The organism is Dyadobacter sp. HNCC25DJ184 (assembly GCF_056895215.1).
Map to the genome: position 1 here is coordinate 297579 of NZ_JBXHAQ010000003.1, position 26984 is coordinate 324562.

The following is a 26984-nucleotide window of genomic DNA, read 5'->3' on the forward strand; positions in this document are numbered from 1 at the left end:
GGAGTTTTTAATTTTATAGGGGAGGGTAAACTGGATTCGTCTCGAAGTACGCGTGTATAATGTTTTCAGTTACTTTTTCACTTCTACAAAATTGATAAATTGTTGCATACGTTACATCATGGTAAACCATGATAAATGAAACTGGGAAACCATGATTTTGTATTTCGCTATTGTTTTGCTTAAATAATTGGTGAAATTTTAATAAATAATTACAGCTTTCAACTAGTATGTATCCATAATGGTTTTAAGACATGCGCTACACACTCTCAGCATTTTTAATTCCAGACCACACACCCCACGTCATTCCAATCCTTGATGTTAAAAGTTTTTTGTTGGTGAATTTTGATCTCTCGGCTATAATTAGCCATAATATTACACTGTTGATCGCAATCGGAAGTGAGTGGTGGTTTGTAGCTTTGTGCCTTTTAATTTCTTCCTTTTTATTCTTTGTGAGCAGCAAAATATTTTTACTGAACAGGACGTCGTTGGCAAATCAGGATGTTCAGAAAAAATTTTCAACCGAAAGAGAACGTGGTAAAATTGCTCGTGATATGAACGACAATCTCGGTTCTGAACTATTTGGGTTGAAACTGATGGGCCAGGTTGCGTTGTCAAAAAGCTCGATCACAGATAAGGATAAATATCTGCAAAAGATTATCGAAACGTCACATCACCTGATCGAGAACGTCAGCGAGGTAATTTGGATTTCGGATTTTGAGCAGGATAATGTCACGAGTTTGTGGAATTATTTGCAGAAAAGCGCTCTATATTACTTAAAGCCAAGTGGTATATCATACGCTTTTGATGCAACTAACAAATGCCTTGATGAGGCACTAAGCGGAGAAAAGCGACATAATCTTCTGCACTTCCATAGAAATTTTTTTCAGCTGATAACACTGCAGCCATCCACGGAAAATTTGGACATCTTTTTCACGATTCAGGGAAACCGATTGATGATTATCATCGGAAATTTTAGATCGGACGCATTTGAAATTGAAATTAAACGTCAGCTCTTGAAATTACATGGTAATATCTACCACCAAAAAAGCCTCAAAACAATTATTGAGATCCCCCTTGAATGTTAGTCCAGTAAATCATTTCTTGCCGCAAAAAGAACAAGCCCAACCACACTTTTCGCACCAATTTTTTGCATCATATTTCGTCGGTGAGTTTCAACTGTTGGTACACTAATAAACAATTTATCAGCAATTTCGCTGGTAGACATTTCCTTACCTACCAGTTTCAGAATTTCCACTTCGCGAATAGTTAGCCGAGTTGTATTTTTGAAATTACTAGATTCCTCCTTGTTTAACGCAAGCTCAATGATAACCTCATCACTAAAATATTTTTTACCGTCCAATACCGTAGTAATCGCATGCAAAAGTTCGTCGGCGTCCGTCATTTTTAATAGATAACCATCCACTCCAAGTTTTACGGCAGCACGTACATTTTTGGCGTCTTCAATCATTGTCAACACCAGGAGCTTGATTTTCGGATTAATTTTACGCGCCAGTTCACATAATTCGATACCCGACATGATCGGCATCCGCAAATCCGATATTAAAAGATCCACGGAATTGGTCTCGAGAAATTCTATAGCCTGGTTCCCGTTGGTAAAAGTTGCTGCGACTTCAATTTGAGGAAAGGAAGAAAGTAAGAGAGAAAGACTGTCAAGTACAATCTGGTGATCGTCGACTAGTAAAATTTTTGCTTTGGGGATGACCATAACGTTGATAACTAGAAACTGATTCTAAGTAGAAATATTGAATTTTGAGGATAATGTATAAAGTTTCAGCAATTAGGATTAAAAATTGAATATCGTTTCTATTTTAGACACCCGTTGAATTATTGGACTAACATTAAAAACTCAGATGAATCAAATCATCAAAGGAATATTCAAATTTTTATCAACCTCCCAGGTGAGCGCAATTTTTTGGACCGTATTAATTCTTTTGGCCTGTAACTGGCCGGGAGATGATATCCCCAAAGACCCAATTCCTGGATTTGACAAGATTGTTCATATTGGACTATTCGCGGTCTGGGCCATATTGTGGCGCCTCAGATTCCCCGATAAAATCCTCAATATAATTATAATAGGAATCGCCTACGGATTCCTTCTCGAAGTACTCCAGCATATCCTGCCTTTCAATCGAACCTTTGACTTGACCGACCTTCTGGCGGATACTGCTGGAATATTTTTAGGTTTTATTTTGAATCGCTATATAGTGACGACTATCTCCAACGCTTATACTGATTGATCAATCCGTTGGTTGAGCTATCGTGATTATTTACCGGCCAGTCGCTTTGCAATTCAGGATATATCTTGTTGGCAAGCTGCTTTCCAAGTTCAACTCCCCATTGATCGAAGCTGAAGATGTTCCAGATAACGCCTTGAACGAAAATCTTGTGCTCGTACATCGCCAGCAAGCTACCTAATACTTTTGGAGTAATTTTCTTAACAAGGAATGAGTTCGTTGGTCTGTTTCCAGTAAAAACCTTAAACGGGGTAAGGGCTTCTATCTCAGCCTCACTTTTGCCTGCCGCAACCAATTCAGCTTTGGCTTCCTCATATGTTTTGCCATTCATAAGAGCCTCAGTTTGAGCGAAAAAGTTAGACAACAACATTTTGTGGTGCTCCCCTAGCGGATTGTGGCTCACTGCCGGAGCAATAAAATCGCATGGAATCAGCTTTGTTCCCTGATGAATCAGTTGGTAAAAAGCATGTTGGCCGTTGGTTCCGGGCTCTCCCCAAATCACAGGACCGGTTTGATATCCCACAGGTTTGCCGTCTCTTCCTACATATTTTCCGTTGCTCTCCATATCTCCTTGTTGGAAATAGGCAGCAAAACGGTGCATATATTGGTCATATGGAAGGATTGCATGAGACTGCGCATCGAAAAAATTATTATACCAGATACCAAGCAAAGCAAGTATTACCGGTATATTCTTATCCAGCTTGGTATTTCTGAAATGGTTATCCATATCATGAGCACCGGCAAGAAGTTGCTCAAAGTTTTGAAAACCTACAAAGCAGGCGATGGAAAGACCAATAGCGGACCAAAGCGAATAACGGCCGCCTACCCAGTCCCAAAATCCAAACATATTTTCAGGATCGATGCCAAATTTTTCAACTTCGCCACGATTCGTCGATATCGCCACGAAATGTTTTTTCACATGCTCCGGATCGCTGGCAGTTTCCAAAAACCAGTTGCGGGCGCTATGCGCGTTTGCCATCGTTTCCTGAGTTGTAAACGTTTTGGAAGCAATCATGAATAAGGTAGTCTCCGGATTCAATGCCTTCAACGTTTCTGCAATGTGCGTGCCGTCGACGTTAGAGACAAAATGGACATTGAGACCCTTTTTTCCATACGCTTTAAGTGCTTCGGTAACCATGACAGGACCCAAGTCGCTTCCGCCAATGCCTATATTAACTATATCAGTTATTTCTTTATTGGAGTATCCCTTCCAGGCACCAGAGCGTACACGACCCGAAAATTCTTTCATCTTCGACAATACTTCATTTACGTCTGGCATCACATCCTTCCCATCCACCAAAACAGGCGTGTTGGACCGATTCCGTAACGCAGTATGAAGCACGGCACGATCTTCGGTCACGTTGATCTTGTCGCCGTTGAACATTTTTTCGATCGCATCTTTCACACCCACCTCCTCAGCCAGCTGAATTAAATAAGAGCGCGTTCGGGTTGTAATTCTGTTTTTAGAATAATCCAGAATAATGTCTCCAAAGCGAATCGAAAACTTACGAAACCGCTCCGGATCTTCCTGAAATAAATCCTTTATGTGTTTTTGCGAAATCGCTTTTTGGTGAGTTTTAAGCTTCTTATAGGCGGCTGTTTGATCGAAAGGTGTAGAGGCTAGCATATTCAAATGGTGTTAAGCAAGATGACTTCAATCGACAATTATAAGCATTTCGTCACAATTTTTGATGAACAAACCCAAAACTTTGATCTGCTTAACACCACTTTCATTTCAACGTGACGCATCGCACACCCCCCGGAAGTAACCTACGGACTCAGCGATACCCGCCAACGGGTCTTTCATATCCTTCTCGTATTCAAGTGCGCACACTCCCGGATATTTAATCTTACGCAGCATTTTAACATAGGCAGGAATATCAATTACACCTCGTCCAAGCTCGCACGTGGATCCTGACTTTTCTGCTTTTGTAACGTTTTTCAAATGCATATCAAAAATCCGTTTTCCGTATTTCCCCAAATCAGCGACAGAGTCATGGTTGTCTCTTTTATTGTGACCCATATCAAAACAAAGGCCTATTCTCGGGTCAAGATCTTTTACTTTTTCATATACCGAAGCGGCACTAGGATACAGCTTGTCTTCCGGACCATGATTATGTATGGCAAATTTGATATCATACTCTTTCACCTTCGTCTCCAGATATGGCAGGTCCTCATGATTTGGAATACCGATAATCAGCTTCACCCCCACCCTTTTTGCATAATCAAATGCATTGTCTATGTCGGCGTGAGTCTTTGTATAAATGGGGCCAACAGCATATCCGGTTACGTCCGACTCCTTTAATTTGGCATGAAAAGCCGCAATTTCCTCTGCCGTGCTTTTATAAGGCAGGTGAAAATCCTTTATACATAAATAATGCACGTCGACCTTTTTCATCATAGCCAGTGCTTCATCCAATTTAAAATTGACAAAGCTAAAACCTGCGATACCCAGTTTGAAAGTATCTTCCGCCGTATTCTTCGAAACGGAAGTTGTTATATCATTGATTGGTAAAGTGGTGACAGCAAGACCAGCGATACTCTTTTTTAAAAAATCTCTTCTTGAACTCATGTTTGATATATAGGTTTTTAGGTTCCGACAATTAAAAGACGAATTGTACAGAGTTTACCATTAAGATTTGGGCCTTCGGCTTTCGGGAACCAATATTGGCGAGCAACAGTTGATCGTCGACTTTTTCCATTACCGCTGTCAAAGTCTGTTAAATCTTCAACTTGATCCCACGTCTGTTCAGGAAACCTGTTAGAACTATTACAGCGAACGAAAATATAAGCGATTTAACTAGACCGATTATTCCCGTTCTCAGAAACACAGGTAATGCCAGGCCGAATAATGCGTTCAACGCATACCATATATATGGGACTAAATAACAGGTAAGCGTTGCAGTTCCTGCTGGTTTGATCAATTTCGCCCAATCCTTTTTGCCAAGATAGTCGACGACATAGTAGAATATGGCAAAGGATATGAAACTGATCCCGCTGCATATACCCACCCATGCTGGCGTCGCGCGGATTTTGGAAATCCCCCAAAATGGGCGCGAGGCAAAACCATAACCAAGGCATATAATACCAAGTGCTACTAAAACTGAAAGCAGAATATTTGGCGTCCAGGCTGACATCTTCTTCCTGTATATAACCGACAGCGTGACGCCTGCCATGGTAAAAGCCGGCATTGAACCGCTTCCTACAATCCAGACATATTTATGAACGGGATCCATAAAATCGAGTATCCCGGCAAAATCGGCGAGATTGAAGGCTACAAAAAACAACCAGGCCAGAATAATTCCGACAATATTATCACCCACCCACAAATATGCGAGCGCACATAAAAGATATGACCAGCCTATCAAACCTAATATTCCATACCAATGGGTTTCCATACCAGAAGGATTCGCAGGGTCACCGCCTTTGTACATGATTCCAAGAAATACCAATAATATCCAGCCCGCCGCTTTAAGCGAATTGGTTTGCGTGGATATGCGGTCGGGATATACATTCCAAATCAAGAGAAACGCAATGACCATCAGGATCTCCCAAACATATTTACTGATCATCATCCCTTCTTCGACCGCATTTTCCAGATTGACGATGTAGATCCCCATCAATAAAAGAGCGAACGAACGGAGCAGGATGTGCCCCAAGATCTCCAGATTGCCATCACCGTGTTTTCTGCGATTGGAGATTGCGAATGGAATAGAAAGGCCGACTATAAAAAGAAAGGCAGGGAAAACCACATCCGACAACCCCATCGCATCTTCTTTTGCGGCGCTGTGCTCCAGCCATTTGGGTACCCCTACCAGCGTCCACAAATCGTTTACGAAAATCATGAGCATCATCGTGAATGCTCTGAAGACGTCAATTGAATCCAGTCTGCCGGTGGACGGCGATACTATTGTTTTCATGGAACGTTGAGTAAGTGAGCTTGTTAAAACTGCATCCGGTTAAGGACAATAAATATAGACCTTCCTCCTACCTGTGAGTTATCAATAAGATTTCCCTCCTATTTAACCTGACTGCTACTGATTTTGTCAACGAAGTTTTTCAATAAAGGGTATGCAGGAAGTCGCATATCATGACCGTATCCATCCATCTCATATAATGTCGTCTGCTTATGACCGGCGAGCTTCATCATACGCATCAAATAGGCGTTTTCTTCATACCTGCCCAACATTTCCAGTTCCCTGTCGCCCGTGATTAGCAGTGTAGGCGGAGCATCCGCCCGAACATGGAAAAGTGGCGCATATTCGTCTACAACCGGCTGAGTATCTGGAATACCTTTTTCTTTTCTGATGGTCATATGCGTAATAGCGTGCCCGCTAAAAGGAGCTAATCCTGCCACACGGTTGGCGTCGATATCATATTTGGAGAGCCATTTTTTATCCAGTACGATCATACTTGCCAAATAACCACCCGCAGAGTGTCCGCTGATAAATATACGAGTTGGATCTCCCCCATACTTTTGAATATTACCAAAAACCCAGGCAGTTGCAGCCGCCGCATCTTCAATATAAGCCGGACATTTAGCTTTAGGATATAAGCGGTAATTAACGCCGACCAGGACATACTTACCTGTTTTGAGCTCCTCGGGCAATTCCTTGTTGCCACCTGTCAAACTGCCACCATGAAACCAGACAATGACAGGCAAATTCGTTGCATTTTGAGGTTGATAGATATCTAACAAGCCCCGCTCCTTCTTGTATGGATCTCCAGCCGCCTCTTTTTCCGAATAATAAGGAATATTAGCCTTGACGCGTGGATCATTATTTTGTGCGAGTATCTTGAGCGAAATAAGCACAAAAAGCAGTAACAGCTGAGTCTGTTTTTTCATTATGATCATTTCCGTGGATTTGATAGCAAAGACCTTTGAATGGAATTTTTACTATAAAAGGCGTTTTTTACACTTACCAAGTTTGAAAACTTGTTAAGTGTAAGCTCAGTCATTTGATAAAATTAGTATAGAATATCTGGCAGGCGATAAGAATAAAAAATATACCCGTCACTTTATTGAACACTGTTAAAACCCGTGTAGTAAAAATCCTTTTAAGCCTATGCGCAAAAATGGCAATCGCACTTTCTACGATCAGAATCGCTATTACGCTGGTCCCGAAGAATATGAGCACTTGCGTAAAATTGTAATGCAAGTTGCTCCTGATGAATGATGCGATCGTTACCCAACTAAAAAAATTGACCGGATTCAAACCGTTCAATAAAAAGCCTGTCGAAAAGTAGAAAAGGAAATTTCCGAATCTGGTATTGGGATAAGAAACAACCGGCTGGCCTTTGACGATGTTCCCTAATCCCATAGCCAACAAAAATACGACCCCTACGCCCGCCATCCATTGTTGAAAATGGGGAATATTTGGCAAAAATGCAGTTCCGAATATGGCAAAAAAAACAAAAATGGTATCGCAGACAAAAACGCCCAAAGCAATTTTGATCCCTGTCTGATATCCGTTATCTACGCTATTTTGAACGAGTGAAAAGAAAACGGTTCCAAACGTGAGGCAAAGGCCAACACCCGTGAAGAACCCGTAAATTAAAGATTCTATCATATCAAACTCCCTTATTCCTTGCCAGCATCAGTATCGCACATACTGACAATGAATCGGTTATCGCAGAACTCATCACCATATCCACCGCGTGTTCTAGCGAAACTTTTCTTATTTCCAGCTTTTCAGTTTCTTCCGGTTCTGCTTCTTGTTGTGACAGCCCCTCGGCCAAATATAGAAATCCCTCTTCGTTGGTGGCCGAATTGGAGGTATGAATTCGCGCCAACTGCGACCATTTATCGGCAACCAAACCAGTTTCTTCCTTTAACTCTCTTTTGGCTGCGTCCAAAGGATCAGTTCCCACTAAACCTCCGCCTTCCGGAATTTCCCATGAATATTCGTCGATCGCGTAGCGATACTGCCCTACCAAGTAGATATTTCCTTCGTCGTCCAAAGGTATTACACCAATTGCCTTATTCTTGAATTTAACCAATCCATATATCCCATCATTCCCGGAAGGGTTAATTACCTCACGGTGACTTAACTCCAGCCATGGATTCTGGTAAACAATAGTTTCCGACAGTGTTTTCCAATTATTTTCTGTGGACATAACCCGTATTTTATTAGTAAATTTGGCACTCAATACTCCATGAGAAATGCAAATAAACCAAAATAAGCTCAAACAACGGCTCATATTGTTGTCTTTTCTGGCCAGCATCGTCCTCACAGGTTTGAAATTCTTCGCATATTATCTTACTTCTTCCAACGCAATATTAAGCGATGCGCTGGAGTCGATTATCAACGTAATAGCCAGCGGTTTTGCGTTTTACAGCATCTATCTTTCTGCCCAGCCCAAAGATAAAAACCATCCTTACGGTCATGGAAAAATAGAGTTCTTCTCGGCAGGTTTTGAAGGTGCGCTGATCGTAATCGCTTCCATTTTTATTATATATGAGGCCATTCAGCGGTTAATTCTCCCGACGCCGATCGATAATCTTGCTACCGGAACGATTTTCATCGTTTTTACTATAGCCGTCAACATGGCGATAGGGTATAAGCTCGTGTCAGAAGGAAAAAAGGCAAATTCACTAGCGCTCACAGCTGATGGCAATCATTTGATTTCAGACGGTATCAGCAGTATTGTGCTGGTTTTCAGTATCGGACTGATTTTGCTGACCGGTTATACCTGGATTGACAGCATAGCTTCTTTACTTTTTGGTGCGTTCCTCGCATATAGCGGCAGCAAGCTGGTTTCCAAATCAGTTGCAGGGCTTATGGACGCAGTGGAGCCGGCTCTTTTAGATAAAATTGTGGAAACCTTACAGGATCACAAGAAAAAACATTGGATTGATATTCATAACTTGCGCGTTCAGCAATATGGCTCCGACCTGCATATCGACTGCCATTTGACGCTTCCCTATTATTGGGAGCTTGTGAGAGTCCATGAGGCAATTCATTCTTTCGAAAATATTTTGAAGGCTGGCCATAATGGAGAAACTGAAATATTTGTTCATCCAGATCCATGTATTCCAGAATGTTGTTCGTTTTGCAGAATGGAGAATTGCCCGGTGCGTCAGCATGTTTTCGTAGAAGATATCGAGTGGGATGCTGAAAAACTGGCCAAAAATGAGAAGTTGTACACCCAGGCTATCACCCACATCAAAGAACAATAACCATAACATCTATATAATCAGCTCTAAATCTTTATCCTAAATGACTTTTTCAAGACGTGACTTTTTAAAGCAGGCAAGTGCCGCGGCATTAGCAACTGCTACATTCTCTGACCTTTTTGCAGCTGCACCGGAAAAACTCTGGTTCCAGATCTCTCTTGCTGAATGGTCCCTGCATAAAGAACTTTTCGCCAAAAAAATCACCAACCTGGACTTCCCAGCGATTGCAAAAAAGGAATTTGATATAAGTATCGTTGAATACGTAAATCAATTTTTCAAGGACAAGGCGCAGGATTCGGCCTATTTGGCTGAATTGAATATGCGTGCGAAGGACAATGGTGTTAAAAACAACCTGATCATGATCGACGGTGAGGGTGGCTTGGGCGAGCTGGACGACGCAGTGAGAAATAAAGCAGTTGAAAATCACTACAAATGGGTAGAAGCTGCCAAAACTTTGGGTTGCAAAACGATCCGTGTGAATGCTTTCGGTAAAGGAACTGACGAAGAAATCGCAAAAGCAGCTGTCGACGGCCTTGGGAAATTGGGTGAATTTGCTGCAAAAACGGGTATTAACATAATCGTCGAAAACCACGGTGGCTCTTCTTCGAATGGCAAATGGTTGTCGGGAGTAATGAAGCAGGTTAATTTGAAAAACGTAGGTACACTGCCTGATTTTGGAAATTTCTGTATCAAGAGAGGCAGCAAAGGTTGTGAAGAGTCCTATGATCGCTATTTGGGTACTCAGGAGTTAATGCCTTTCGCAAAAGGTGTTAGTGCCAAAACATATGATTTCGACGAAAAAGGAGATTGTATCGAAACGGACTATACCAAGATCCTCAAAGTTGTGAAAGACAGCGGTTTCCGTGGAATAGCGGGTATCGAATACGAAGGAAGCAAACTTTCTGAAAGAGAAGGTATTAAGGCAACCAAAGCACTTTTGGAGCGCATCGGACCAACCATCAAATAAGGGTTTTATTCCTTTTACAGAAAGAGGCCAGATTTTGTCAACAAAATCTGGCCTCTTTAATATATGAATATTTGAAAGAACTACATCCCCAAATATCCCAAAAATTCCTTACGAGTTGCTTCTTCTTCAAATTTACCACTGTATGATGTAGTTACCGTCGAGCTGTTAGTATCCTTTATCCCCCGGGAATGCACGCACATATGCTTCGCGTCAATCATAACGGCCACATCATCAGTTGCCAGTACCTTCTTCAATTCATTTGCAATTTGCATTGTCAGCCTTTCCTGCACCTGAGGTCTTTTAGAGAAATAATGGACAATGCGATTTAATTTTGACAAACCGATCACCTTTCCACTCGATATATAGGCCACGTGCGCTTTGCCATATATCGGGACGAAATGATGCTCGCAGTTTGAAAACACAGAGATATCCCTTTCAACAAGCATCTGGTTGTAGTTGTATTTGTTGTCAAACAACGTCGCCGATGGCTTGTTTTTTGGATCAAGACCGCTGAAAATCTCTTTGATATACATCTTAGCGACTCTCTTGGGTGTTCCTCTCAGGCTGTCGTCGGTGAGGTCCAGTCCCATGATCTCCATGATACTTTTGAAATGCTTTTCAATGAGCTCGATCTTCTCTCTATCTTCCATAGCAAAAGCATCTGTTCGAAGAGGCGTTTCGATTGCAGAAGATTCATGATCATCACCGATCTCTTCAATATCAATATTTTCAATCAACGGGGTATTCAACAAAGTTCCGTTCTGTTTCATATAAACGTATTTTCAGAGCAAGCTCAGGGTCAATTAAGTTTCTTAAAATATTGTAAGTCACAATGGCGATATTTTCAGCCGATGGATTCAGTTCTTTGAATTCAAGGACATCGAGATTCAGATTCCGATGGTCGAACCTGTTAAGAATATGCTCTTTAACAATGTCGCTCAGCACCTTCATATCTATTACGTACCCTGTTTCAGGATGCACAACGCCGGTAACCTGCACCACAAGTTCATAATTATGGCCGTGAAAATTCGGATTATTACATTTACCAAAAACAGCGGCATTTTTTTCCTCGGACCACTCCGGGTTATTCAAACGATGAGCTGCATTAAAGTATTCGCGACGGAATACAGACACTTTATAGGTCATAGATTTAGGCTAAAATTCGATAAAGGTTTAATGTCGTTACAAAGTTTGTGCACAACACATTAAAACCACCGAGCAGGTCCTGATATGCTCTTTGGGATTTGCTTGTCCTCTTCAACGAATTGTAAATCAAAATTGTTCAATGAAATCTTTAATAAAATTCATGGCCGGTTTTGAGCAGACCAATATTATTAATTAAAATAATTTAAAATATATAAGTTTTGAATGTAAATTGCGCCCTTTGGCAAATAAACGACTGTGTTTTCTATATTTTACCTAACCCTTATATGGATCGACGAAATTTTCTTCAAAAATCTACACTAGCAGCCTCAGCCACCGGAATCTTCCCAACAATCCTATTAAATAAGCCAAAACCCGCCGAAAGAGTCCGTTTGGGTTTCATTGGTGTTGGTCTTCGGGGAAGAAATCACCTGGAACAAGCGCTTTTCAGGAGTGACGTTGATGTAAACGCAATATGCGATATCGACCCGGATTCAGTTGGCAAAGCACTCGACAAAATAAAAAAGGCCGGTAAAAAAGAACCAGCAGTCTATTCAAAAGGCAAGGAAGATTTCCTGAACATGGTCAAAAGAGACGATCTGGACGGTATCCTGATTGCGACGCCCTGGGAATGGCACGTACCCATGACACTCGCAGCGATGAATGCAGGTAAATATGCTGCCGTGGAAGTTTCCGCAACTGTTACTTTACAGGAATCATGGGACTTGGTGAATACATTCGAAAAAACGGGATCTCACTGCATGATCCTTGAAAACGTATGCTACCGCCGTGATGTGATGGCTATCCTGAAAATGGTACGTGAAGGCATGTTTGGTGAAATGACATATGCGCATTGCGGATATCAGCACGATTTGCGTGGTATTAAGCTTAATGACGGTAAAAGCAACAAGCTGGGTGTAGAGTTTGGAGAAAAGGGATATTCGGAGGCCAAATGGCGCACGCAACATTCGGTTGACCGAAATGGCGATATATATCCGACCCATGGACTCGGTCCTGTGGCGCACTGGCTGGATATCAACAGAGGGAATGCATTTGCCTACCTGACGTCAACTTCAACGAAATCGCTCGGTCTGCATAAGTATATTGTTGATCATGGCGGAAAAGAGCATCCTAACGCGAAAGTAAATTTCAAACTAGGCGATATCGTTACGACAGTCATTCAATGTCATAATGGAGAGAACATCGTGATCATCCACGATACCAACTCACCCCGCCCCTATTCACTGGGTTTTCGAGCACAGGGCACAAATGGGATTTGGATGAATGACGGAAATTCTATTTATATTGAGGGCGTTTCTCCGAAAGAACATACATCTGAACCTGACAAGCGGTATCTTGAAAAGTACGATCACCCGCTTTGGAAGAAAAATGAAGAAGCTGCCAAAAATGCAGGACACGGCGGAATCGACTATTTCGTTTTCCGAGGTTTTATTGAATCGATTAAAAGGAAAGTAGCACCGCCGATTGATGTATATGACGCAGCAGCCTGGAGCGCGATCAGTCCTTTGTCAGAACTTTCGATAGCGAGGGGCAGCTCTCCGGTAGAAATCCCTGATTTTACAAGAGGAAAATGGAAGACCAACAAACGCATCTTTGGCTTGAACGATGAATTTTAACTTAACCTAAATGACAACCATATCTAACCTATAATTACTCTCTAAATGACCAAAAAAGATAACTATCTCGGCCCACTCATTATTATTGGTGTTTTATTCTTTGTGATGGGCTTCATCACCTGGGTTAATGGAACCCTTATAACCTTCTTCAAAAAAGCATTTTCACTGGATAATACCAGTTCTTACTTTGTTACCTTCGCGTTCTTCATTTCTTACACGATCATGGCCATCCCGTGTTCGATGGTTCTTAAAAAGACAGGTTTCAAAAATGGTATGTCGCTGGCCCTGATGGTGATGGCTGTTGGAACGCTTATTTTTATTCCAGCCGCAGAAATGGCTTCTTATCCTTTGTTTCTGGTAGGCCTCTTCACAATCGGTATTGGCCTCACAGTTTTACAAACAGCTTCTAACCCATATGCTACAATTCTAGGGCCCCGCGAAAGTGCTGCCCAAAGGATCTCGGTTATGGGTATTGCTAATAAAGGTGCGGGTATTATCAGCCAGCTTGTCATTGGCAAATTGCTTTTGGCGGGAGTAGCATCCGTAGATCCAAAAGACGAGCTTGACAAAGTGGTCGTTCCTTATCTTATTCTGACGGGGATTTTGGTTGCACTTGCACTTATTATCCGTATGACAAAAGGTCTGGTTGAGGTGAGTGAGGAAGAAGATGAGCCAGTCGCAGGCGCTCCTGTTGCCGTTCAGAAGACCAGTGTATTTCAGTATCCAAACCTTGTATTAGGTGTGATAGCGTTGTTCTGCTATGTTGGAGTGGAAGTAATTGCGGCTGACACAATCATCAGTTATGGCGTTTCTCTCGGTATCCCGGAATCCGAGGCAAGAGATTTTGGAGCATATACTTTGGGCGGGATGATGTTCGGGTATCTTCTAGGTATCGTGCTTATTCCGAAATTTGTCTCCCAGCAGGCATATATGATTTTCTCAGCAACTTTGGGCGTAGTTGTCACTATTGCTTCATTCCTGACCACTGGGTTTACGTCTGTTATGTGCATAGCTGTTTTAGGTTTTGCAAACGCAGTAATCTGGCCTGCGTTATGGCCTTTGGCATTAAGTGGTTTGGGTAAATTTACCAAAATTGCTTCTGCACTATTAGTAATGGGTATCTCTGGAGGAGCAATTATGCCATTGATTTACGGAGGTATTGCTGATTCGATTGGCAGTACTCAAAAAGCATATCTTTTGGTGCTTCCACTGTATGCATTCATCCTTTATTTCGGTATAATAGGTCACAAAAAGAAAAGCTGGTAGTTCATGAAGGTTTCAACCCCTGGTAGAATTTGTTTTTTTGGAGAACATCAGGATTATCTTGGACTACCCGTTATTGCTGCTGCAATTTCAAGAAGAATAAGTATTGATGGCGACTATCGCTCTGATGACAAGGTAATATTACACCTGCCTGATCTGGGCCTGAGCGAAGCATTTTCGCTTTCTGAAACTTTCCCTTATGTCAAACAACGGGATTATTTCAGAAGTACTATCAATGTATTAAAAAGAAAAGGGCTTACATTTTCGAAGGGATTCGAGTGCGTTATTCATGGAAACATCCCGATTAACTCGGGAACTTCCAGCTCATCGGCTCTGATTGTTTCATGGGCCCATTTTCTGGATAAAATGAGTGACACGCCCCGTAATTTTTCAAAAAAAGAAATCGGTGAGATCGCATATCTCGCCGAGGTGCCCGAATTTGGTGAGCCAGGTGGGATGATGGATCACTATTCCACAGCAATTGGAAATGTAATTTATCTGGAATCAACGCCCGAAATAAAAGTGGAAGCTTTGACGCCAACGCTCGGGACTTTTGTGTTGGGAGATTCACTTGAACCCAAAGACACGATCGGTATCTTGTCCCGATGCAGATATGGTATGGAAGATGTGATCAGGAAAGTCACCAATTATGATCCGAACTTTTCCATCTTTCATTCGCCACTTGAAGGCAGTTCTCAATATGGCGTTATACTATCCTCCGACGAATTGAGTCTTCTGCAAGCCAATCTGGACGATCGGGATATATTGATTCAGGGTAAAATATTGCTGACCCAAAATCCTTCTCCGGAAACCGCTGCAGAATTTGACAGCGCTTTTGGAGCACTTTTATATAAGCACTACAAAAACCTTAGAGATCACAAGCGCACTTCTACTCCGAAAATAGAACGCATGATGACCGCCGCGCTTCATGCTGGTGCGCTCGGCGGGAAAATCAATGGATCCGGAGGAGGAGGCTGTATGTTTGCATATGCTCCAAAGAACGCAGAGGATGTGGCGGAAGCGATTGAGAGAGAAGGAGGCAAAAGCTATATCATTCGGGTGGATGAAGGAACGAGTGAGCTTTTAGACGTTAGCAATTAGCCTTTGAGCTTATATTGTGATTGGTTAAGCGTTTACGCAAACCAGATAAGAAAAGAGGTAAGATCACAAAGAGGCTGAATCAGGCATTTTTGCGATCTTACCTTTTTTCACTTTTGCGCTTTGCGGGCAAAAACAAAGTCTCAATCCTCCCCAGGGTGACTTAAAAACACCGAAACCAACCTAATAGGTAAAACATAACAGCCGACGGCTCAAAAAAGCACCAAATCAATTCGGATTGTGTTTTTGTTTCGTGAACTTTGTAGAGGTATTACAACAAAGCCCGGATTCGCATATCCGCGGCGTAATAAATTTAAAAGCTAAAAACTAATAGCTAATCGCTAATAGCCAAATATGACTGTAGTTACTGCTGCTGAAAATTCAAAATTGATTTATTGCCCGTCTTTAACAGAATATAAAAGAAGGGAAACAATAACCATCAACATTGGAGATATTCCGATGGGCTCCGCCTACCCTATCCGTGTTCAGTCGATGACAACCGTTGATACGATGGACACGCAGGGGTCGATTGATGAAGTAGTCCGAATGGTGGAGTCAGGTTGTGAATATGTGAGAATTACAGCGCCAAGCGTCAAAGAGGCACAAAATCTTGAAAACATCCGAAATGGATTGCACAAAATTGGTATCAAAGTTCCTCTGATAGCTGATATTCATTTTACGCCAAATGCCGCCGAATTGGCAGCTCGCATTGTTGAAAAAGTACGCGTAAATCCCGGCAATTACGCTGACAGGAAACGATTTGAAGTCATTGATTATACCGATGCGTCATATGCAGCCGAGCTTGAAAGGATTCGCGAGAAGTTCATTCCATTGGTTACTATTTGCAAGGAATACGGAACGGCGATGCGGATTGGCACGAATCATGGTTCGCTGTCTGACCGGATTTTAAGTCGATATGGCGACACACCTCTCGGCATGGTGGAATCGGCATTGGAGTTTCTTCGGATATGCGAAGAATTCAATTATTACAACATTGCGCTTTCGATGAAATCCAGCAACACGCAGGTAATGGTCGAAGCATATCGTTTGTTGGTTCAAAGACTTGATGAGGAAGGTTTGAAACCATATCCACTGCATTTGGGCGTGACAGAAGCTGGCGAAGCGGAAGATGGCAGGATCAAATCGGCAGTTGGAATAGGAACACTTCTGGAAGACGGATTGGGAGATACGGTTCGTGTCTCGTTGACGGAAGCTCCTGAGAAAGAGGCTCCTGTTGCACGCGCGCTGATTGAACGATATACCCTCCGTTCAAATCATGCTCCTATCGAACCGGTACTTGAAATTCCAATTAATCCTTTCCACTATTCAAGAAGAGAAACGAAAGAGGTATATAATTTGGGTGGCGCGAACGTTCCAAGGGTCATTGCCGACTTTTCCAATATAGCCGTTCGGGAATTCGATGATCTGAAAAGTATCGGTCATTTCTTTTTGCCGGTTCCGGACAAGTGGGCGATGAATGACCAGGGTGCTGATTTTATATATACCGGCGATACTCCAACTCCATTTATGTTGCCGAATGGTTTGAAGGAGATCCAAAACTTTGATATCTGGCAAAATCATCAGGACCAGATCAATAAATTTCCGCTTTTAACAATATCAGACTGGCATAACACCGATTCAGAATCTTTGTCAAAAACGCTGAATTTTCTGAAAATAAAGATTAGCGATCTGACTGATTCTCTTCTTGCTGATATATCCAGGGCTGCAAATCTTGTTTTGCTGATATATACATCTAATGAGCACGCTATGCCGGAACTCCGCCGCTTGTTTTTCAAATTGATCGATCATCAGGTAAAACTTCCTGTCGTGATTCAAAGAGCATATCAATCTACTTTGGGCGACGCGCTGACGTTATATTCAGCAACGGATATCGGTGGCTTATTGATCGACGGACTAGGCGACGGTGTTCTTTTGAGTCCTGTGTTTGAAGAAAATGCGAATGATCACAAGGCAACAGCATCGACGTTCAACAGTATCGCGTTCGGGATATTACAGGCCGCAAGAACCCGTATGTCCAAAACGGAGTATATATCCTGCCCTTCCTGCGGACGTACTTTATTCGATCTCCAGGAAACAACTGCCTTAATCCGGAAACACACCGAGCACTTGAAAGGGGTAAAAATTGGCATCATGGGCTGCATCGTAAACGGTCCCGGCGAAATGGCCGATGCCGATTATGGTTATGTAGGTATGGGTAAAGATAAAATTGCGTTATATAGGGGTCAAGAAGTAATAAAGCGTTCAGTACATGCGTCAAAGGCCGTTGAAGAACTCATCAGCCTGATCCGTGAAGACGGCCGCTGGATCGAACAAGCCGACGTGGAGGTGCTAGTTTAGTTTTGAATAAGCGAATGAGCGAATGGTTGCTCGTTCAAAAGCTTTGGAAATGAACAAAGCTTATCATTTAGTGATTCCAAGAAAATTCGATTAGTTAATTCAAAATTCAATAAGTCAAACACGCCAACATTCTCTCATTCGCTCATTCAACATTAATTTTCCATGAAGAAGTATTTTCAATTGGGTGAAGTTTTCCATTACTTCATTCGCGTATTCAAAAAACCAGACCCGAATGCTCCGAATTCATTCAACCTCAGGATGATGCATGGAATCAACAGGATATCTATTGTCATGTTTCTGATTTGTGTTGTAATTATGATCTTTCGCGCGCTGACACGATGAATTTAGAGACACTCCGCGATTTTTGCCTCGCTTTGCCCGGAGTAACAGAAGAACTCCCCTTTGGCCCTGAAACTTTAGTATTCAAGGTAAGTGGTAAAGTGTTTTTGCTCACCCCATTGGATGAGCCCAAAATGCAGTTCAACGTCAAATGTGATCCCGAAAAGGCAGTCGAGCTGAGAGAAAAACATGATTTCGTGGTGCCCGGATACCATATGAACAAAAAGCATTGGAATACGGTCTACGTAAACGGCTCTGCCAGTTCAGATACGTTTTTTGGTTGGGTGAAAGATTCTTATGATCTCGTTGTTCACAGTCTTCCGAAGAAAGATAAGGAGGTACTCCTAAAAATTACCTAAGAGCATCAGACCTACAAATCCACCCAGTCAAACAGATATTTCGGGTTGTATTCAACACCGAATTTCCCAAGGAATTCTAAATATTCCGCCTGAAATGTTTTGGTTTTGTGATGCTCTTGCTGATTGAGAATATATTGATATACTTGTTCAATTTGCGAGTGCGCATATGAGAATGCCCCATATCCTTCCTGCCATTGAAAGTTCCCTTTTATCAAACCCATTTCGTTGATAAGTTTGGAGGAATTGTTCTTTAAATCCCTTACTAGATCGGATATTGCCATAGAAGGCTTTAAACCTACGAAGCAGTGTATATGGTCCGCAACCCCATTGACAATGATTGGTTTCTGTTCTTTTCCTTTAATGATCCCACTAATATATCTGTTCAGATCGTCCTGCCATTCCTTTTGAATCAAATTTGCCCTCCCCTTTACGGCAAATATTATTTGAATGTATATTTGAGAATATGTTCCCGCCATTAGCTTTTAACTTTTCGTGCGCAAGTTAGACTCATAGGTTGGCTTTAGGATACAACATTTCTATCAAATAATGATGTCATCCCTCCGGGATTTATAATACTGCTGATGTATTCATTCTATAATAATATCATCCCTTCGGGATTTCGTGCATTTGCTTCCAAGTCAGTATTATTCGAGACTTCAATCGTAAAAGCCTGAAAGGCTGACACTATTATAGCAAAACACATAATCCTATACATTCACAAAACCCCGAAGGGGTGATAACGTTCATTCGCCATTTCCGCGAAAAACAAAATCGACATTTATTCCGATTTCGATATTCATGCCATCCCTTCGGGATTGAAAATACAATGGCTGTATTAATTCTATAGTAATCACATCCCTTAGGGATTAGAGTCAACGGCTAAATTCTTTCCATAAAACTATATTTGAATAGAAAAAGCCTGAAAGGCTGACACTATTATAGATTATCATAGATCGGGAACTTCCGCGAAACCCCGAAGGGGTGATAACGTTCATCTGCCATTCCGCGAAAAACAAAATCGACATTTATCCCGATTTCGATATTCACGCCATCCCTTCGGGATTGAAAATACAATGGCTGAATTCATTCTATAATAATCGCATCCCTTCGGGATTTCATGCATCTGCTTCCAAATCAATATTACTCGGGACTTCAATCGTAAAAGCCTGAAAGAATGACATGATTATAGAAAAGACAATCACGGATATTCACAAAACCCCGAAGGGGTGATAACGTTCATCTGCCATTCCGCGAAAAACAAAATCGACATTTATCCCGATTTCGATATTCATGCCATCCCTTCGGGATTGGAAATACAGTGGCTGTATTCATTCTATAATAATATCATCCCTTCGGGATTTCATGCATCTGCTTCCAAATCAATATTATTCGGGACTTCAATTGTAAAAGCCTGAAAGGCTGACATGATTATAGAAAAACACTATCAAATAATGATGTCATCCCTTCGGGATTTATAATACTGCGGATGTATTCATTCTATAATAATATCATCCCTTCGGGATTTCATGCATCTGCTTCCAAATCAGTATTATTCGGGACTTCAATCGTAAAAGCCTGAAAGGCTGACATGATTATAGAAAAGACAATCACGGATATTCACAAAACCCCGAAGGGGTAACATTCCCGAAATACAGTCATTGAGGCTTGTGACCCGAAAATAAAAAGAAGCAGGAATCAAATCCCTGCTTCTCTAATATAAACATATATCAAAACCAAGCTACTTAGCCGCCGCCTTCATCTCCTCATCCAACTTCTTGCTAAGCGATTCGCAGGTGGACTCGATCAAATCTGCCATACCTTTATCGTTGGTAGCTGTCAGCAAAGTGTCTGCGATTCCGCTCATAATTTCGATATAGAATCTCTTCATTTCAAAAACTTCCATATCCTTTGTCCAGAGATCAATTTTCAATGTTCCTCTGTGGTAATGATCCCAAACCGCTATTGCAATCGCTCTCGTATCGTTGATTCCTTCGTTTGGATTGTCGGTGGCTTCCCAGTAAATTTTCTCAGGTATATTCTGGTTATCCAGCTCGACGTTAAAATGTATTTCAGAATTCTTCATTAGTGAATTTTAATATTTTCACAAAAGTAAAGCAAATGCTTGTGAAACAAGTTCCCGCAGACATTACTTTCCTGATTGACTAAAAACTTTCTTCAGCAAATCGCTCACTCTTGCGACCGGATCCTCACGAATTTTCTTCTCTTCCTGGGCAATTAAAACATATAACCCATCAATAGTTTTCTGTGTGGCATACTTCTTCAAATCAGGATTTACCTTCCTTACCAATGGTATCTGATTATAGGTTTTGACCAGGTCAGCATAATATTTCGTCGCTTTTGTTTTATTCAAAGTGCTATCAACGACTGGGTAAAATGTATCGTAAAGCTGCTGATTAGTTGTCTTTTTTAGATAGGAGGTAGCTGCGTCATCGCTTCCCTTCAGGATATCCAGAGCATCTGGTATCGTCATCGACGTTACCGCTTTCACAAATATCGGTTTTGATTTTTTCGCCGCTCCTTCTGCTGCCCTGTTGAGTGCCAACGTGAATTTGTCTACTTCCGCGCCCATTCCCATTTTTGTCAAAGTCTCTCCTACTTTTTTTGCCTCAGGCGGCAATACGATCTTTATCAGCTCATTTTTGAAATAGCCATCCACTTTGGACGCTTCCGCCGATCCGTTTCCAACCCCCACAATTAAGGCTTCCTTTAATCCGTTTACAATTTCATCATTGCCCAGTACACCACCCGATTTTTGTATTCCTCCCAATAAATCACCTAGTCCTGAACTCACCTGCGCGTGTGCGGCCCATCCTGATATCACCATTATCACTAATGGAAATAACGCTTTTCGTTTCATCATTCTCTTAGTTTGTTAAATTCCTTACAGACCTCAAACGTAACCAATAACGATTAATTTTACTTATTTTTGAGAAAATAATAGGTTCCTAATAATGTGCACGAGCGGGCATGAATGAGATCATAAAGGCAGAGATAATAACCATAGGTGACGAAATTCTTTTTGGACAAATCACAGATACAAATACGCAATGGATTGGTTCTCAACTGACTGACATAGGTATTAGACCGGTTCGGAAAACCTCGGTCGGCGATGTTAAAAAAGATATACTTGACTCATTTGCAGAGGCCAGTGCTCGGGCTGATGTGATCATCGTTACCGGAGGACTCGGGCCAACGAAAGATGATATCACAAAAACTGCCTTTTGCGAATATTTTGATTGCGATTTAAAAATTAATGACGAAGCTTTGGCTTTGATTACTACCTTTTTTGCGAAGAGAGGTCGAACTATGTCCGAGCTTAACACGCAACAAGCAGCATTGCCAACCGCAGCAACCTATGTCCCCAATTTATGGGGCACTGCGCCCGGGATGTGGTTTGAAAAAAATGGCGTCATATATGTTTCATTGCCTGGTGTCCCCTATGAGATGAAAAGTCTGATGGAATTCGAGATTCTGCCAAGACTTAAAGCCAGGTTTAACGATTTTGTGATCAAACACAGATCAGTCAAAACGATTGGGATCGGGGAATCCTTTCTGGCGGAAAAAATCGAAAAGTGGGAAGACGCGCTCCCATCGCATATTAGGCTGGCTTATTTGCCCAAATTTGGTCAGGTAAAACTAAGATTGACCGGAACAGGTTCTGATGAAGCGATTCTTGATAAAGAACTTCAAGAACACTTCGACACATTGATGCCTTATATCGAAGAGTATGTTTATGGCTTCGAAAACGATGAACTACAGACAGTCATTGGTACGTTACTCACTAAAAACAATGCCACACTTGCAACGGCAGAAAGTTGCACCGGAGGTATGGTAGCGCATGAGATCACGAGTATCTCGGGTTCATCGCAATACTTTCTGGGTTCGGTTGTGAGTTATGCTAATGATGTCAAAACAAACATATTAGGAGTGTCGGAGGAGACGATACGCCAATATGGTGCAGTGAGTGAGCAAACGGCAATAGAAATGGCAGAAGGAGTCCGGAAATTGCTGGGATCAGATTTTGCGATCTCAACGACAGGTATCGCCGGTCCGGATGGAGGAACGCCTGACAAACCAGTAGGAACTGTCTGGATCGCATGTGCGAGCGCAGGCGAGACACAAACGCAGTTGTTGAAGTTGATGAATGTCAGGGCAATTAACATCGAATTAGCGTCATCTTATGCCTTAAACTTGCTCAGAAAAACGATATTAAAATCTACGGAAATAGAGAAATTAGGTTGAAATTCTGAATTTCAGCTACTTGAAAAATAAAATATGGCAATAGTAGAAATGTTGATGCCCCCGATGGGTGAGAGTATTCTGGAATGTACAGTACTCAGTATACTAAAAAAGGAAGGAGATAAAGTTTCCATCGATGATTCAATTCTGGAGGTTGCGACCGACAAAGTTGATACGGAGGTGCCTTGCCCATATAGTGGAGTTATATCGGAATGGCTGGTGAAAGTGGATGATGTGGTTGCTATTGGAAGTCCTATTGCAAAAATCGAAGTAAGCGAAGAGGTGAAAGTCGCCATTCAGGGGCTGGTCACTGCGGGCGATTTAGAATATGCGGAAGTGTCGGAAGAAGAAATTGCGGAACAACTGGAAAATGAAATTCATGGCAATATCCTTTCTGTTAGCTCACAAAAGAAAGCGGTCGCTCAATATCAAAACGAAAATACATTTTACTCGCCTTTAGTGCTAAGCATTGCACGTGAAGAGCATATCAGTAACGAAGAGCTGGCCACAATTCAGGGAACTGGTGCAGAAGAGCGGATCACGAAAAATGATATCCTCGCCTACTTAAAACGAAGACACAGCATATCGATTCCTGAGACACATTTTTCAACGCAGCCCGGAACGCACAAACCCAGTGCGACCCAGTCTAGTGCGACCCAGTCTAATGCGACCCAGTCAGTATCCACCCAATCTCTGAATGGAGAAAATGAGGTGATTGAGATGGATCGAATGCGTAAAATGATTGCGCAGCGGATGGTGGAGTCCAGGAGGATTTCAGCTCACGTTACGTCATTCATCGAGACTGATATGACTCCCGTTGTGAGCTGGCGGGAACATGTGAAAAATGAATATCGAAAAAAATCCGGCGATAGTATCACTTTTACACCCATTCTGATTGAGGCGGTTGTGAAGGCGATCAAAGATTATCCCCTGATCAATATCTCGGTAGAAGGGGACAAAATCATAAAAAAGAAGGATATCAATATCGGCATGGCCGTGGCGCTTCCAGATGGTAATCTAATTGTACCGGTCATTCATCGTGCCGACCAATATGACTTGGCAGGACTTGCGAGAAAAGTGAACGACCTTGCGCGAAGAGCGAGAGAGAATAAGTTGAAGGCTGATGACCTGGCGGGCGGAACTTATACAATTTCCAATATCGGAGCTTTCGGAAATGTGATGGGTACCCCCATAATCGTTCAGCCCCAGGTTGCAATCATGGCCTTTGGAGCGATCAAAAAGAAACCAGCGGTGGTAGAAACACCTCAGGGCGATTTGATCGGTATCCGTAACATGATGTTTATCAGCCACTCATACGACCACCGTGTTGTGGATGGCTCGCTTGGTGGGTTGTTTTTGAAAAAGGTACACGACTATCTCGAAAATTTTGACCTAACCCGAACATTGATTTAATGTTAAGATTAACACTGGATATGGACGATGTGCTGGCCAACACACACGAAAAACTGGTCGACATTATCCTGAATGATTTTTCAACAACACTGACAGAAAAGAACCTGCAGGAGGGCGCAATCAAAGATCTATTGCATCCTAAACAGTATACCAAACTCTTTAAAATCATTAATTCACCGGGCTTTTTCGCTGATATTGAAGTTAAAAAGGATGCGGTTGATACAGTGGCGCAGCTTTCAAAATATTACGAAATATTCATTGCCACAGCTTGTATGGAATTTCCAAATTCGTTTTCCGACAAGTTTAACTGGCTCGCTAAACATTTTAAATTTATCCCTTGGACTCATATCGTTTTTTGCGGATATAAAACGATCATCAATTCCGACTACCTTATTGATGATCATGTCAGAAACCTCGTGGGGTTTGAGGGTAAAGGAATATTATTTAACGCCCCGCACAATTTAAAAGACACTACCTTTCAGAGGGTTTCAAGTTGGAAGGAAGTGTCAGAGCTATTTTTACACCGTTTATGAAATTACTACTCATTGAAGATGAACCGAAAACGGTTCAATCTATCAAGCAAGGATTGGAAGAGAATGGATATGAAGTAGATATCGCATATGACGGTCTGATTGGCCGGCAGCTGGCCAAAAATAACGCTTATCAACTTATTATCAGCGATATTATCATTCCGGGAATCAATGGAATTGAGCTTTGCAGGGAAATCAGGAAAACAGGTGATAATACACCGATTTTGATGCTAACGGCACTGAGCACCACCGATGATAAGGTAACCGGGTTAGATGCCGGCGCAGATGATTATCTCGTTAAACCATTCGAATTCAAGGAATTATTAGCTAGGATTCGGGCTCTCACAAAGAGAGGAAGCAACGTTCAGCAGACCTCTCAGCTCCTCAAATTTGCTGATCTGGAGGTTTCACTTGATGCCAAAACAGTATATAGGTCTGACAATAAGATAAACCTGACCGCTCGGGAGTTCAATCTTTTAGTATACCTGATCAGAAATCAGGGACGGGTTATATCAAAAGTCGAGATCGCCGAGCAGGTTTGGGATATCGGCTTTGACACAGGCACCAATGTGATCGAAGTATATGTTAACTATCTTCGTAAAAAAATTGATAAAGACTATCCCGTGAAATTGATTCACACACAGTTTGGAATGGGATATGTACTCAAAATAGAATGACATGCAGATTCGTACCAGGCTTACGGTCCAGTTCTCCTTATTGGTAAGCGGAATCCTCCTGGTTACTTTTGTGGCTGTTTATTTCTTTACTTTCTACAATGTTAATCAGGATTTCTACGACCGACTCAGGTCAAAGGCGAAATCTCAGGCAGAGCTTTTATTGAAACCCCAGGTCAATATAGAAGTACTCCGAGCCCTTGATGAAACCAATCGTGACCTCATATACAACGAGAATATTCTCATCTTCGACGAAAAAAACCGTCTGATTTACAGCAACCTGGCATCTCCGCAAAATAAAGCTATACACGTTTCAAACTACTGGCTTGATGAGATTCGAAAGCAGGGGCAGATTCGGTATGACGACGGTGACTACAAGGTTGTCGGGCTGTTTTACAAATACCCCTTTAATCAGGCTGTGGTTCTGTTGGGGGCCCAGGATTTGTACGGGCAAGCCAACTTGTCTAACCTAAGTACCTTACTGACATTACTATTCGTTATAGTAACGGTCGTAGTTGCGCTGGTGGGCTGGGAGTTTTCAAAACGTGCGCTCCGACCTATATCCAAAGTAATGAACTCAGTAGAAGGTATTTTACCTCAGAAGCTGGATACACGGCTCGAAGTCCCAAATCAAAACGATGAAATCGGAAGGTTGACCTCTACTTTCAACAAACTGCTGGACCGCATTGAAGCGGCTTTTCAAATGCAGAAGATATTTGTAGGCAATGTTAGCCACGAATTAAAAAACCCGCTGACCAAAATTCGTTCTCAATTGGAAGTTAGCCTTTTGAAAGAAAGGTCTCCTCATGATTATCAGGTCACCATTGGCTCGGTCCTGGAGGATATTCAGGAACTGGCTCAGTTGTCCAACGCGCTTTTGGAGCTGGCCAAAGTAAGTGAGGATCGAAAGGATTTATTAACTGAAATTATCCGGATAGACGACCTGCTGCTTGACAGCCGACTTAGTATGATGCAGGCAAACGTCAATTACAATGTCACCATAGACTTCGACGATCTGCCTGACGATGACGCTTGGCTGGAACTTGCAGGCAATTCCACACTACTTAAAATCGCGTTTCTAAATTTGATGGATAACGCCTGCAAGTTCTCGGAAGACCACAACGTTTTCGTCACTTTAAAGTGCACGGAGAAACTGCTATCCGTTTGTTTTATTGATTCAGGGAAGGGAATTCCCGAAAAAGACCGGAATCTGGTTTTCCAGCCGTTTTACAGAAGTGACAACACGGCAAGTATAAAAGGATATGGAATTGGACTATCACTTATAGACCGAATAGTCAAACTTCACAATGGGAATATTCAAATTATTCCGAATTCCGTCAAGGGCACGACATTTAAAGTGGATTTTTCGCGTCTCTAAGCAAATTCTAATTTTGTATTAAGTTCATTTTAATTATTACTTATTTTATTTGTAGTGTAGAGTCTGGAACAATCCAATACGGCTCAAAAGATTTTACTAGATTTCATTTTTTGTGGTGTTAATAAGCAAATAA

At 41.9% G+C, this 26984-nt stretch carries 28 protein-coding genes; 16 read left to right on the forward strand and 12 right to left on the reverse strand.

All coding sequences use genetic code 11. The annotated features are described in order from the left end of the window. The first annotated feature begins 251 nt into the window (after positions 1-251). Positions 252-1085 carry a sensor histidine kinase gene (locus AC1XUD_RS06310; RefSeq protein WP_483360122.1) on the forward strand — a complete coding sequence of 278 codons (834 nt, stop codon included), beginning with the start codon at positions 252-254 and terminating at the stop codon, positions 1083-1085. On the opposite strand, the gene AC1XUD_RS06315 is transcribed toward AC1XUD_RS06310, so the two are convergent. Beyond that, positions 1082-1726, reverse strand: coding sequence for a response regulator (locus tag AC1XUD_RS06315; protein ID WP_483360123.1), 645 nt, complete (start codon positions 1724-1726; stop codon positions 1082-1084). The genes AC1XUD_RS06310 and AC1XUD_RS06315 overlap by 4 nt on opposite strands. A 145-nt stretch (positions 1727-1871) precedes the next feature. Here AC1XUD_RS06315 and AC1XUD_RS06320 point away from each other — a divergent pair, with 145 nt between their 5' ends. After that, on the forward strand, positions 1872-2258 hold the full coding sequence (locus AC1XUD_RS06320) for a VanZ family protein (protein ID WP_483360124.1): 387 nt from the start codon (positions 1872-1874) through the stop codon (positions 2256-2258). Here the strand turns inward: AC1XUD_RS06320 and pgi are convergent. The 6 genes from pgi to AC1XUD_RS06350 all read right to left on the reverse strand — a co-directional run bounded on the left by pgi (position 2233) and on the right by AC1XUD_RS06350 (position 8372). After that, positions 2233-3882: a glucose-6-phosphate isomerase gene (pgi, locus tag AC1XUD_RS06325; protein WP_483360125.1), complete on the reverse strand. Its 1650-nt coding sequence runs from the start codon at positions 3880-3882 to the stop codon at positions 2233-2235. The genes AC1XUD_RS06320 and pgi overlap by 26 nt on opposite strands. Before the next feature lie 108 nt (positions 3883-3990). Next, complete coding sequence (locus AC1XUD_RS06330) at positions 3991-4827, reverse strand: sugar phosphate isomerase/epimerase family protein (RefSeq protein ID WP_483360126.1); 837 nt, start codon at positions 4825-4827, stop codon at positions 3991-3993. A gap of 148 nt (positions 4828-4975) precedes the next feature. Beyond that, complete coding sequence (locus tag AC1XUD_RS06335; protein ID WP_483360127.1) at positions 4976-6175, reverse strand: DUF5009 domain-containing protein; 1200 nt, start codon at positions 6173-6175, stop codon at positions 4976-4978. Positions 6176-6273: 98 nt separating this feature from the next. After that, positions 6274-7101 (reverse strand): alpha/beta hydrolase, encoded by an 828-nt coding sequence (locus tag AC1XUD_RS06340; protein WP_483360128.1) that lies wholly within the window; start codon positions 7099-7101, stop codon positions 6274-6276. 109 nt (positions 7102-7210) lie between these two features. Then, a complete protein-coding gene (locus AC1XUD_RS06345) occupies positions 7211-7825 on the reverse strand; it encodes a LysE family translocator (RefSeq protein WP_483360129.1) in 615 nt (204 codons plus the stop codon). A gap of 1 nt (position 7826) precedes the next feature. Then, entirely contained in the window at positions 7827-8372 is a 546-nt protein-coding gene (locus AC1XUD_RS06350) for an NUDIX domain-containing protein (RefSeq protein WP_483360130.1), read from the reverse strand. A 46-nt stretch (positions 8373-8418) separates the two neighbouring features. On the opposite strand from AC1XUD_RS06350, the gene AC1XUD_RS06355 reads away from it, so the two are divergent. Both AC1XUD_RS06355 and AC1XUD_RS06360 read left to right on the forward strand, forming a co-directional pair. Then, the gene (locus AC1XUD_RS06355) at positions 8419-9435 is read left to right on the forward strand and encodes a cation diffusion facilitator family transporter (protein ID WP_483360131.1); all 1017 of its coding nucleotides are present in this window, start codon (positions 8419-8421) and stop codon (positions 9433-9435) included. Positions 9436-9475: 40 nt separating this feature from the next. Then, the gene (locus AC1XUD_RS06360; RefSeq protein WP_483360132.1) at positions 9476-10399 is read left to right on the forward strand and encodes a sugar phosphate isomerase/epimerase family protein; all 924 of its coding nucleotides are present in this window, start codon (positions 9476-9478) and stop codon (positions 10397-10399) included. 80 nt (positions 10400-10479) lie between these two features. On the opposite strand, the gene folE is transcribed toward AC1XUD_RS06360, so the two are convergent. Further along, entirely contained in the window at positions 10480-11169 is a 690-nt protein-coding gene (folE, locus tag AC1XUD_RS06365) for a GTP cyclohydrolase I FolE (RefSeq protein WP_483360133.1), read from the reverse strand. Next, entirely contained in the window at positions 11129-11545 is a 417-nt protein-coding gene (locus AC1XUD_RS06370) for a 6-pyruvoyl trahydropterin synthase family protein (protein ID WP_483360134.1), read from the reverse strand. Before AC1XUD_RS06370 ends, folE begins: the two co-directional genes overlap by 41 nt. 284 nt (positions 11546-11829) lie before the next feature. Here AC1XUD_RS06370 and AC1XUD_RS06375 point away from each other — a divergent pair, with 284 nt between their 5' ends. From AC1XUD_RS06375 to AC1XUD_RS06400, 6 genes are all read left to right on the forward strand, one after another. Continuing rightward, a complete protein-coding gene (locus AC1XUD_RS06375) occupies positions 11830-13179 on the forward strand; it encodes a Gfo/Idh/MocA family protein (RefSeq protein WP_483360135.1) in 1350 nt (449 codons plus the stop codon). 45 nt (positions 13180-13224) lie between these two features. Beyond that, positions 13225-14445: a sugar MFS transporter gene (locus AC1XUD_RS06380; RefSeq protein WP_483360136.1), complete on the forward strand. Its 1221-nt coding sequence runs from the start codon at positions 13225-13227 to the stop codon at positions 14443-14445. A 3-nt stretch (positions 14446-14448) separates the two neighbouring features. Continuing rightward, on the forward strand, positions 14449-15543 hold the full coding sequence (locus AC1XUD_RS06385) for a GHMP family kinase ATP-binding protein (RefSeq protein ID WP_483360137.1): 1095 nt from the start codon (positions 14449-14451) through the stop codon (positions 15541-15543). 351 nt (positions 15544-15894) lie between these two features. Continuing rightward, entirely contained in the window at positions 15895-17898 is a 2004-nt protein-coding gene (ispG, locus tag AC1XUD_RS06390) for a (E)-4-hydroxy-3-methylbut-2-enyl-diphosphate synthase (protein WP_483360138.1), read from the forward strand. Between the two features lie 162 nt (positions 17899-18060). Further along, positions 18061-18240, forward strand: a complete 180-nt coding sequence (locus AC1XUD_RS06395; protein ID WP_483360139.1) for a DUF6728 family protein — start codon at positions 18061-18063, stop codon at positions 18238-18240. Continuing rightward, entirely contained in the window at positions 18237-18596 is a 360-nt protein-coding gene (locus tag AC1XUD_RS06400) for an MmcQ/YjbR family DNA-binding protein (protein ID WP_483360140.1), read from the forward strand. Before AC1XUD_RS06395 ends, AC1XUD_RS06400 begins: the two co-directional genes overlap by 4 nt. Before the next feature lie 11 nt (positions 18597-18607). Here AC1XUD_RS06400 and tnpA read toward each other — a convergent pair whose 3' ends face one another. Then, positions 18608-19072, reverse strand: a complete 465-nt coding sequence (tnpA, locus tag AC1XUD_RS06405; protein WP_483360141.1) for an IS200/IS605 family transposase — start codon at positions 19070-19072, stop codon at positions 18608-18610. A gap of 750 nt (positions 19073-19822) precedes the next feature. Here tnpA and AC1XUD_RS06410 point away from each other — a divergent pair. Further along, the gene (locus tag AC1XUD_RS06410) at positions 19823-20011 is read left to right on the forward strand and encodes a hypothetical protein (protein ID WP_483360142.1); all 189 of its coding nucleotides are present in this window, start codon (positions 19823-19825) and stop codon (positions 20009-20011) included. 323 nt (positions 20012-20334) lie between these two features. On the opposite strand, the gene gldC is transcribed toward AC1XUD_RS06410, so the two are convergent. Together gldC and AC1XUD_RS06420 are read right to left on the reverse strand one after the other, a co-directional pair. Next, the gene (gldC, locus tag AC1XUD_RS06415; RefSeq protein ID WP_483360143.1) at positions 20335-20679 is read right to left on the reverse strand and encodes a gliding motility protein GldC; all 345 of its coding nucleotides are present in this window, start codon (positions 20677-20679) and stop codon (positions 20335-20337) included. A gap of 63 nt (positions 20680-20742) precedes the next feature. After that, on the reverse strand, positions 20743-21474 hold the full coding sequence (locus AC1XUD_RS06420; RefSeq protein ID WP_483360261.1) for a DUF4197 domain-containing protein: 732 nt from the start codon (positions 21472-21474) through the stop codon (positions 20743-20745). Between the two features lie 110 nt (positions 21475-21584). Here AC1XUD_RS06420 and AC1XUD_RS06425 point away from each other — a divergent pair, with 110 nt between their 5' ends. The 5 genes from AC1XUD_RS06425 to AC1XUD_RS06445 are packed head-to-tail and all read left to right on the forward strand — an operon-like array spanning position 21585 to position 26851. Next, the gene (locus AC1XUD_RS06425) at positions 21585-22859 is read left to right on the forward strand and encodes a competence/damage-inducible protein A (RefSeq protein ID WP_483360144.1); all 1275 of its coding nucleotides are present in this window, start codon (positions 21585-21587) and stop codon (positions 22857-22859) included. Positions 22860-22892: 33 nt separating this feature from the next. Beyond that, positions 22893-24269: a dihydrolipoamide acetyltransferase family protein gene (locus AC1XUD_RS06430; protein WP_483360145.1), complete on the forward strand. Its 1377-nt coding sequence runs from the start codon at positions 22893-22895 to the stop codon at positions 24267-24269. Continuing rightward, the gene (locus AC1XUD_RS06435; protein WP_483360146.1) at positions 24269-24802 is read left to right on the forward strand and encodes a 5' nucleotidase, NT5C type; all 534 of its coding nucleotides are present in this window, start codon (positions 24269-24271) and stop codon (positions 24800-24802) included. Before AC1XUD_RS06430 ends, AC1XUD_RS06435 begins: the two co-directional genes overlap by 1 nt. Beyond that, on the forward strand, positions 24799-25476 hold the full coding sequence (locus tag AC1XUD_RS06440) for a response regulator (protein WP_483360147.1): 678 nt from the start codon (positions 24799-24801) through the stop codon (positions 25474-25476). Before AC1XUD_RS06435 ends, AC1XUD_RS06440 begins: the two co-directional genes overlap by 4 nt. Before the next feature lies 1 nt (position 25477). Beyond that, complete coding sequence (locus tag AC1XUD_RS06445; protein WP_483360148.1) at positions 25478-26851, forward strand: sensor histidine kinase; 1374 nt, start codon at positions 25478-25480, stop codon at positions 26849-26851. Positions 26852-26984: the final 133 nt, after the last annotated feature.

Excerpts from the sequence above, each read along its gene's own strand:
- AC1XUD_RS06345 (WP_483360129.1), bottom strand. The coding sequence starts at position 7,825 with ATGATAGAATCTTTAATTTACGGGTTCTTCACGGGTGTTGGCCTTTGC.
- AC1XUD_RS06340 (WP_483360128.1), bottom strand. The coding sequence starts at position 7,101 with ATGAAAAAACAGACTCAGCTGTTACTGCTTTTTGTGCTTATTTCGCTC.
- AC1XUD_RS06425 (WP_483360144.1), top strand. The coding sequence starts at position 21,585 with ATGAATGAGATCATAAAGGCAGAGATAATAACCATAGGTGACGAAATT.
- folE (WP_483360133.1), bottom strand. The coding sequence starts at position 11,169 with ATGAAACAGAACGGAACTTTGTTGAATACCCCGTTGATTGAAAATATT.
- AC1XUD_RS06320 (WP_483360124.1), top strand. The coding sequence starts at position 1,872 with ATGAATCAAATCATCAAAGGAATATTCAAATTTTTATCAACCTCCCAG.
- AC1XUD_RS06330 (WP_483360126.1), bottom strand. The coding sequence starts at position 4,827 with ATGAGTTCAAGAAGAGATTTTTTAAAAAAGAGTATCGCTGGTCTTGCT.
- AC1XUD_RS06440 (WP_483360147.1), top strand. The coding sequence starts at position 24,799 with ATGAAATTACTACTCATTGAAGATGAACCGAAAACGGTTCAATCTATC.
- gldC (WP_483360143.1), bottom strand. The coding sequence starts at position 20,679 with ATGAAGAATTCTGAAATACATTTTAACGTCGAGCTGGATAACCAGAAT.
- AC1XUD_RS06400 (WP_483360140.1), top strand. The coding sequence starts at position 18,237 with ATGAATTTAGAGACACTCCGCGATTTTTGCCTCGCTTTGCCCGGAGTA.
- AC1XUD_RS06430 (WP_483360145.1), top strand. The coding sequence starts at position 22,893 with ATGGCAATAGTAGAAATGTTGATGCCCCCGATGGGTGAGAGTATTCTG.
- AC1XUD_RS06350 (WP_483360130.1), bottom strand. The coding sequence starts at position 8,372 with ATGTCCACAGAAAATAATTGGAAAACACTGTCGGAAACTATTGTTTAC.
- AC1XUD_RS06370 (WP_483360134.1), bottom strand. The coding sequence starts at position 11,545 with ATGACCTATAAAGTGTCTGTATTCCGTCGCGAATACTTTAATGCAGCT.
- AC1XUD_RS06315 (WP_483360123.1), bottom strand. The coding sequence starts at position 1,726 with ATGGTCATCCCCAAAGCAAAAATTTTACTAGTCGACGATCACCAGATT.
- AC1XUD_RS06435 (WP_483360146.1), top strand. The coding sequence starts at position 24,269 with ATGTTAAGATTAACACTGGATATGGACGATGTGCTGGCCAACACACAC.
- AC1XUD_RS06380 (WP_483360136.1), top strand. The coding sequence starts at position 13,225 with ATGACCAAAAAAGATAACTATCTCGGCCCACTCATTATTATTGGTGTT.
- AC1XUD_RS06395 (WP_483360139.1), top strand. The coding sequence starts at position 18,061 with ATGAAGAAGTATTTTCAATTGGGTGAAGTTTTCCATTACTTCATTCGC.
- ispG (WP_483360138.1), top strand. The coding sequence starts at position 15,895 with ATGACTGTAGTTACTGCTGCTGAAAATTCAAAATTGATTTATTGCCCG.
- pgi (WP_483360125.1), bottom strand. The coding sequence starts at position 3,882 with ATGCTAGCCTCTACACCTTTCGATCAAACAGCCGCCTATAAGAAGCTT.
- AC1XUD_RS06360 (WP_483360132.1), top strand. The coding sequence starts at position 9,476 with ATGACTTTTTCAAGACGTGACTTTTTAAAGCAGGCAAGTGCCGCGGCA.
- AC1XUD_RS06375 (WP_483360135.1), top strand. The coding sequence starts at position 11,830 with ATGGATCGACGAAATTTTCTTCAAAAATCTACACTAGCAGCCTCAGCC.
- tnpA (WP_483360141.1), bottom strand. The coding sequence starts at position 19,072 with ATGGCGGGAACATATTCTCAAATATACATTCAAATAATATTTGCCGTA.
- AC1XUD_RS06420 (WP_483360261.1), bottom strand. The coding sequence starts at position 21,474 with ATGAAACGAAAAGCGTTATTTCCATTAGTGATAATGGTGATATCAGGA.
- AC1XUD_RS06310 (WP_483360122.1), top strand. The coding sequence starts at position 252 with ATGCGCTACACACTCTCAGCATTTTTAATTCCAGACCACACACCCCAC.
- AC1XUD_RS06335 (WP_483360127.1), bottom strand. The coding sequence starts at position 6,175 with ATGAAAACAATAGTATCGCCGTCCACCGGCAGACTGGATTCAATTGAC.
- AC1XUD_RS06385 (WP_483360137.1), top strand. The coding sequence starts at position 14,449 with ATGAAGGTTTCAACCCCTGGTAGAATTTGTTTTTTTGGAGAACATCAG.
- AC1XUD_RS06355 (WP_483360131.1), top strand. The coding sequence starts at position 8,419 with ATGCAAATAAACCAAAATAAGCTCAAACAACGGCTCATATTGTTGTCT.
- AC1XUD_RS06445 (WP_483360148.1), top strand. The coding sequence starts at position 25,478 with ATGCAGATTCGTACCAGGCTTACGGTCCAGTTCTCCTTATTGGTAAGC.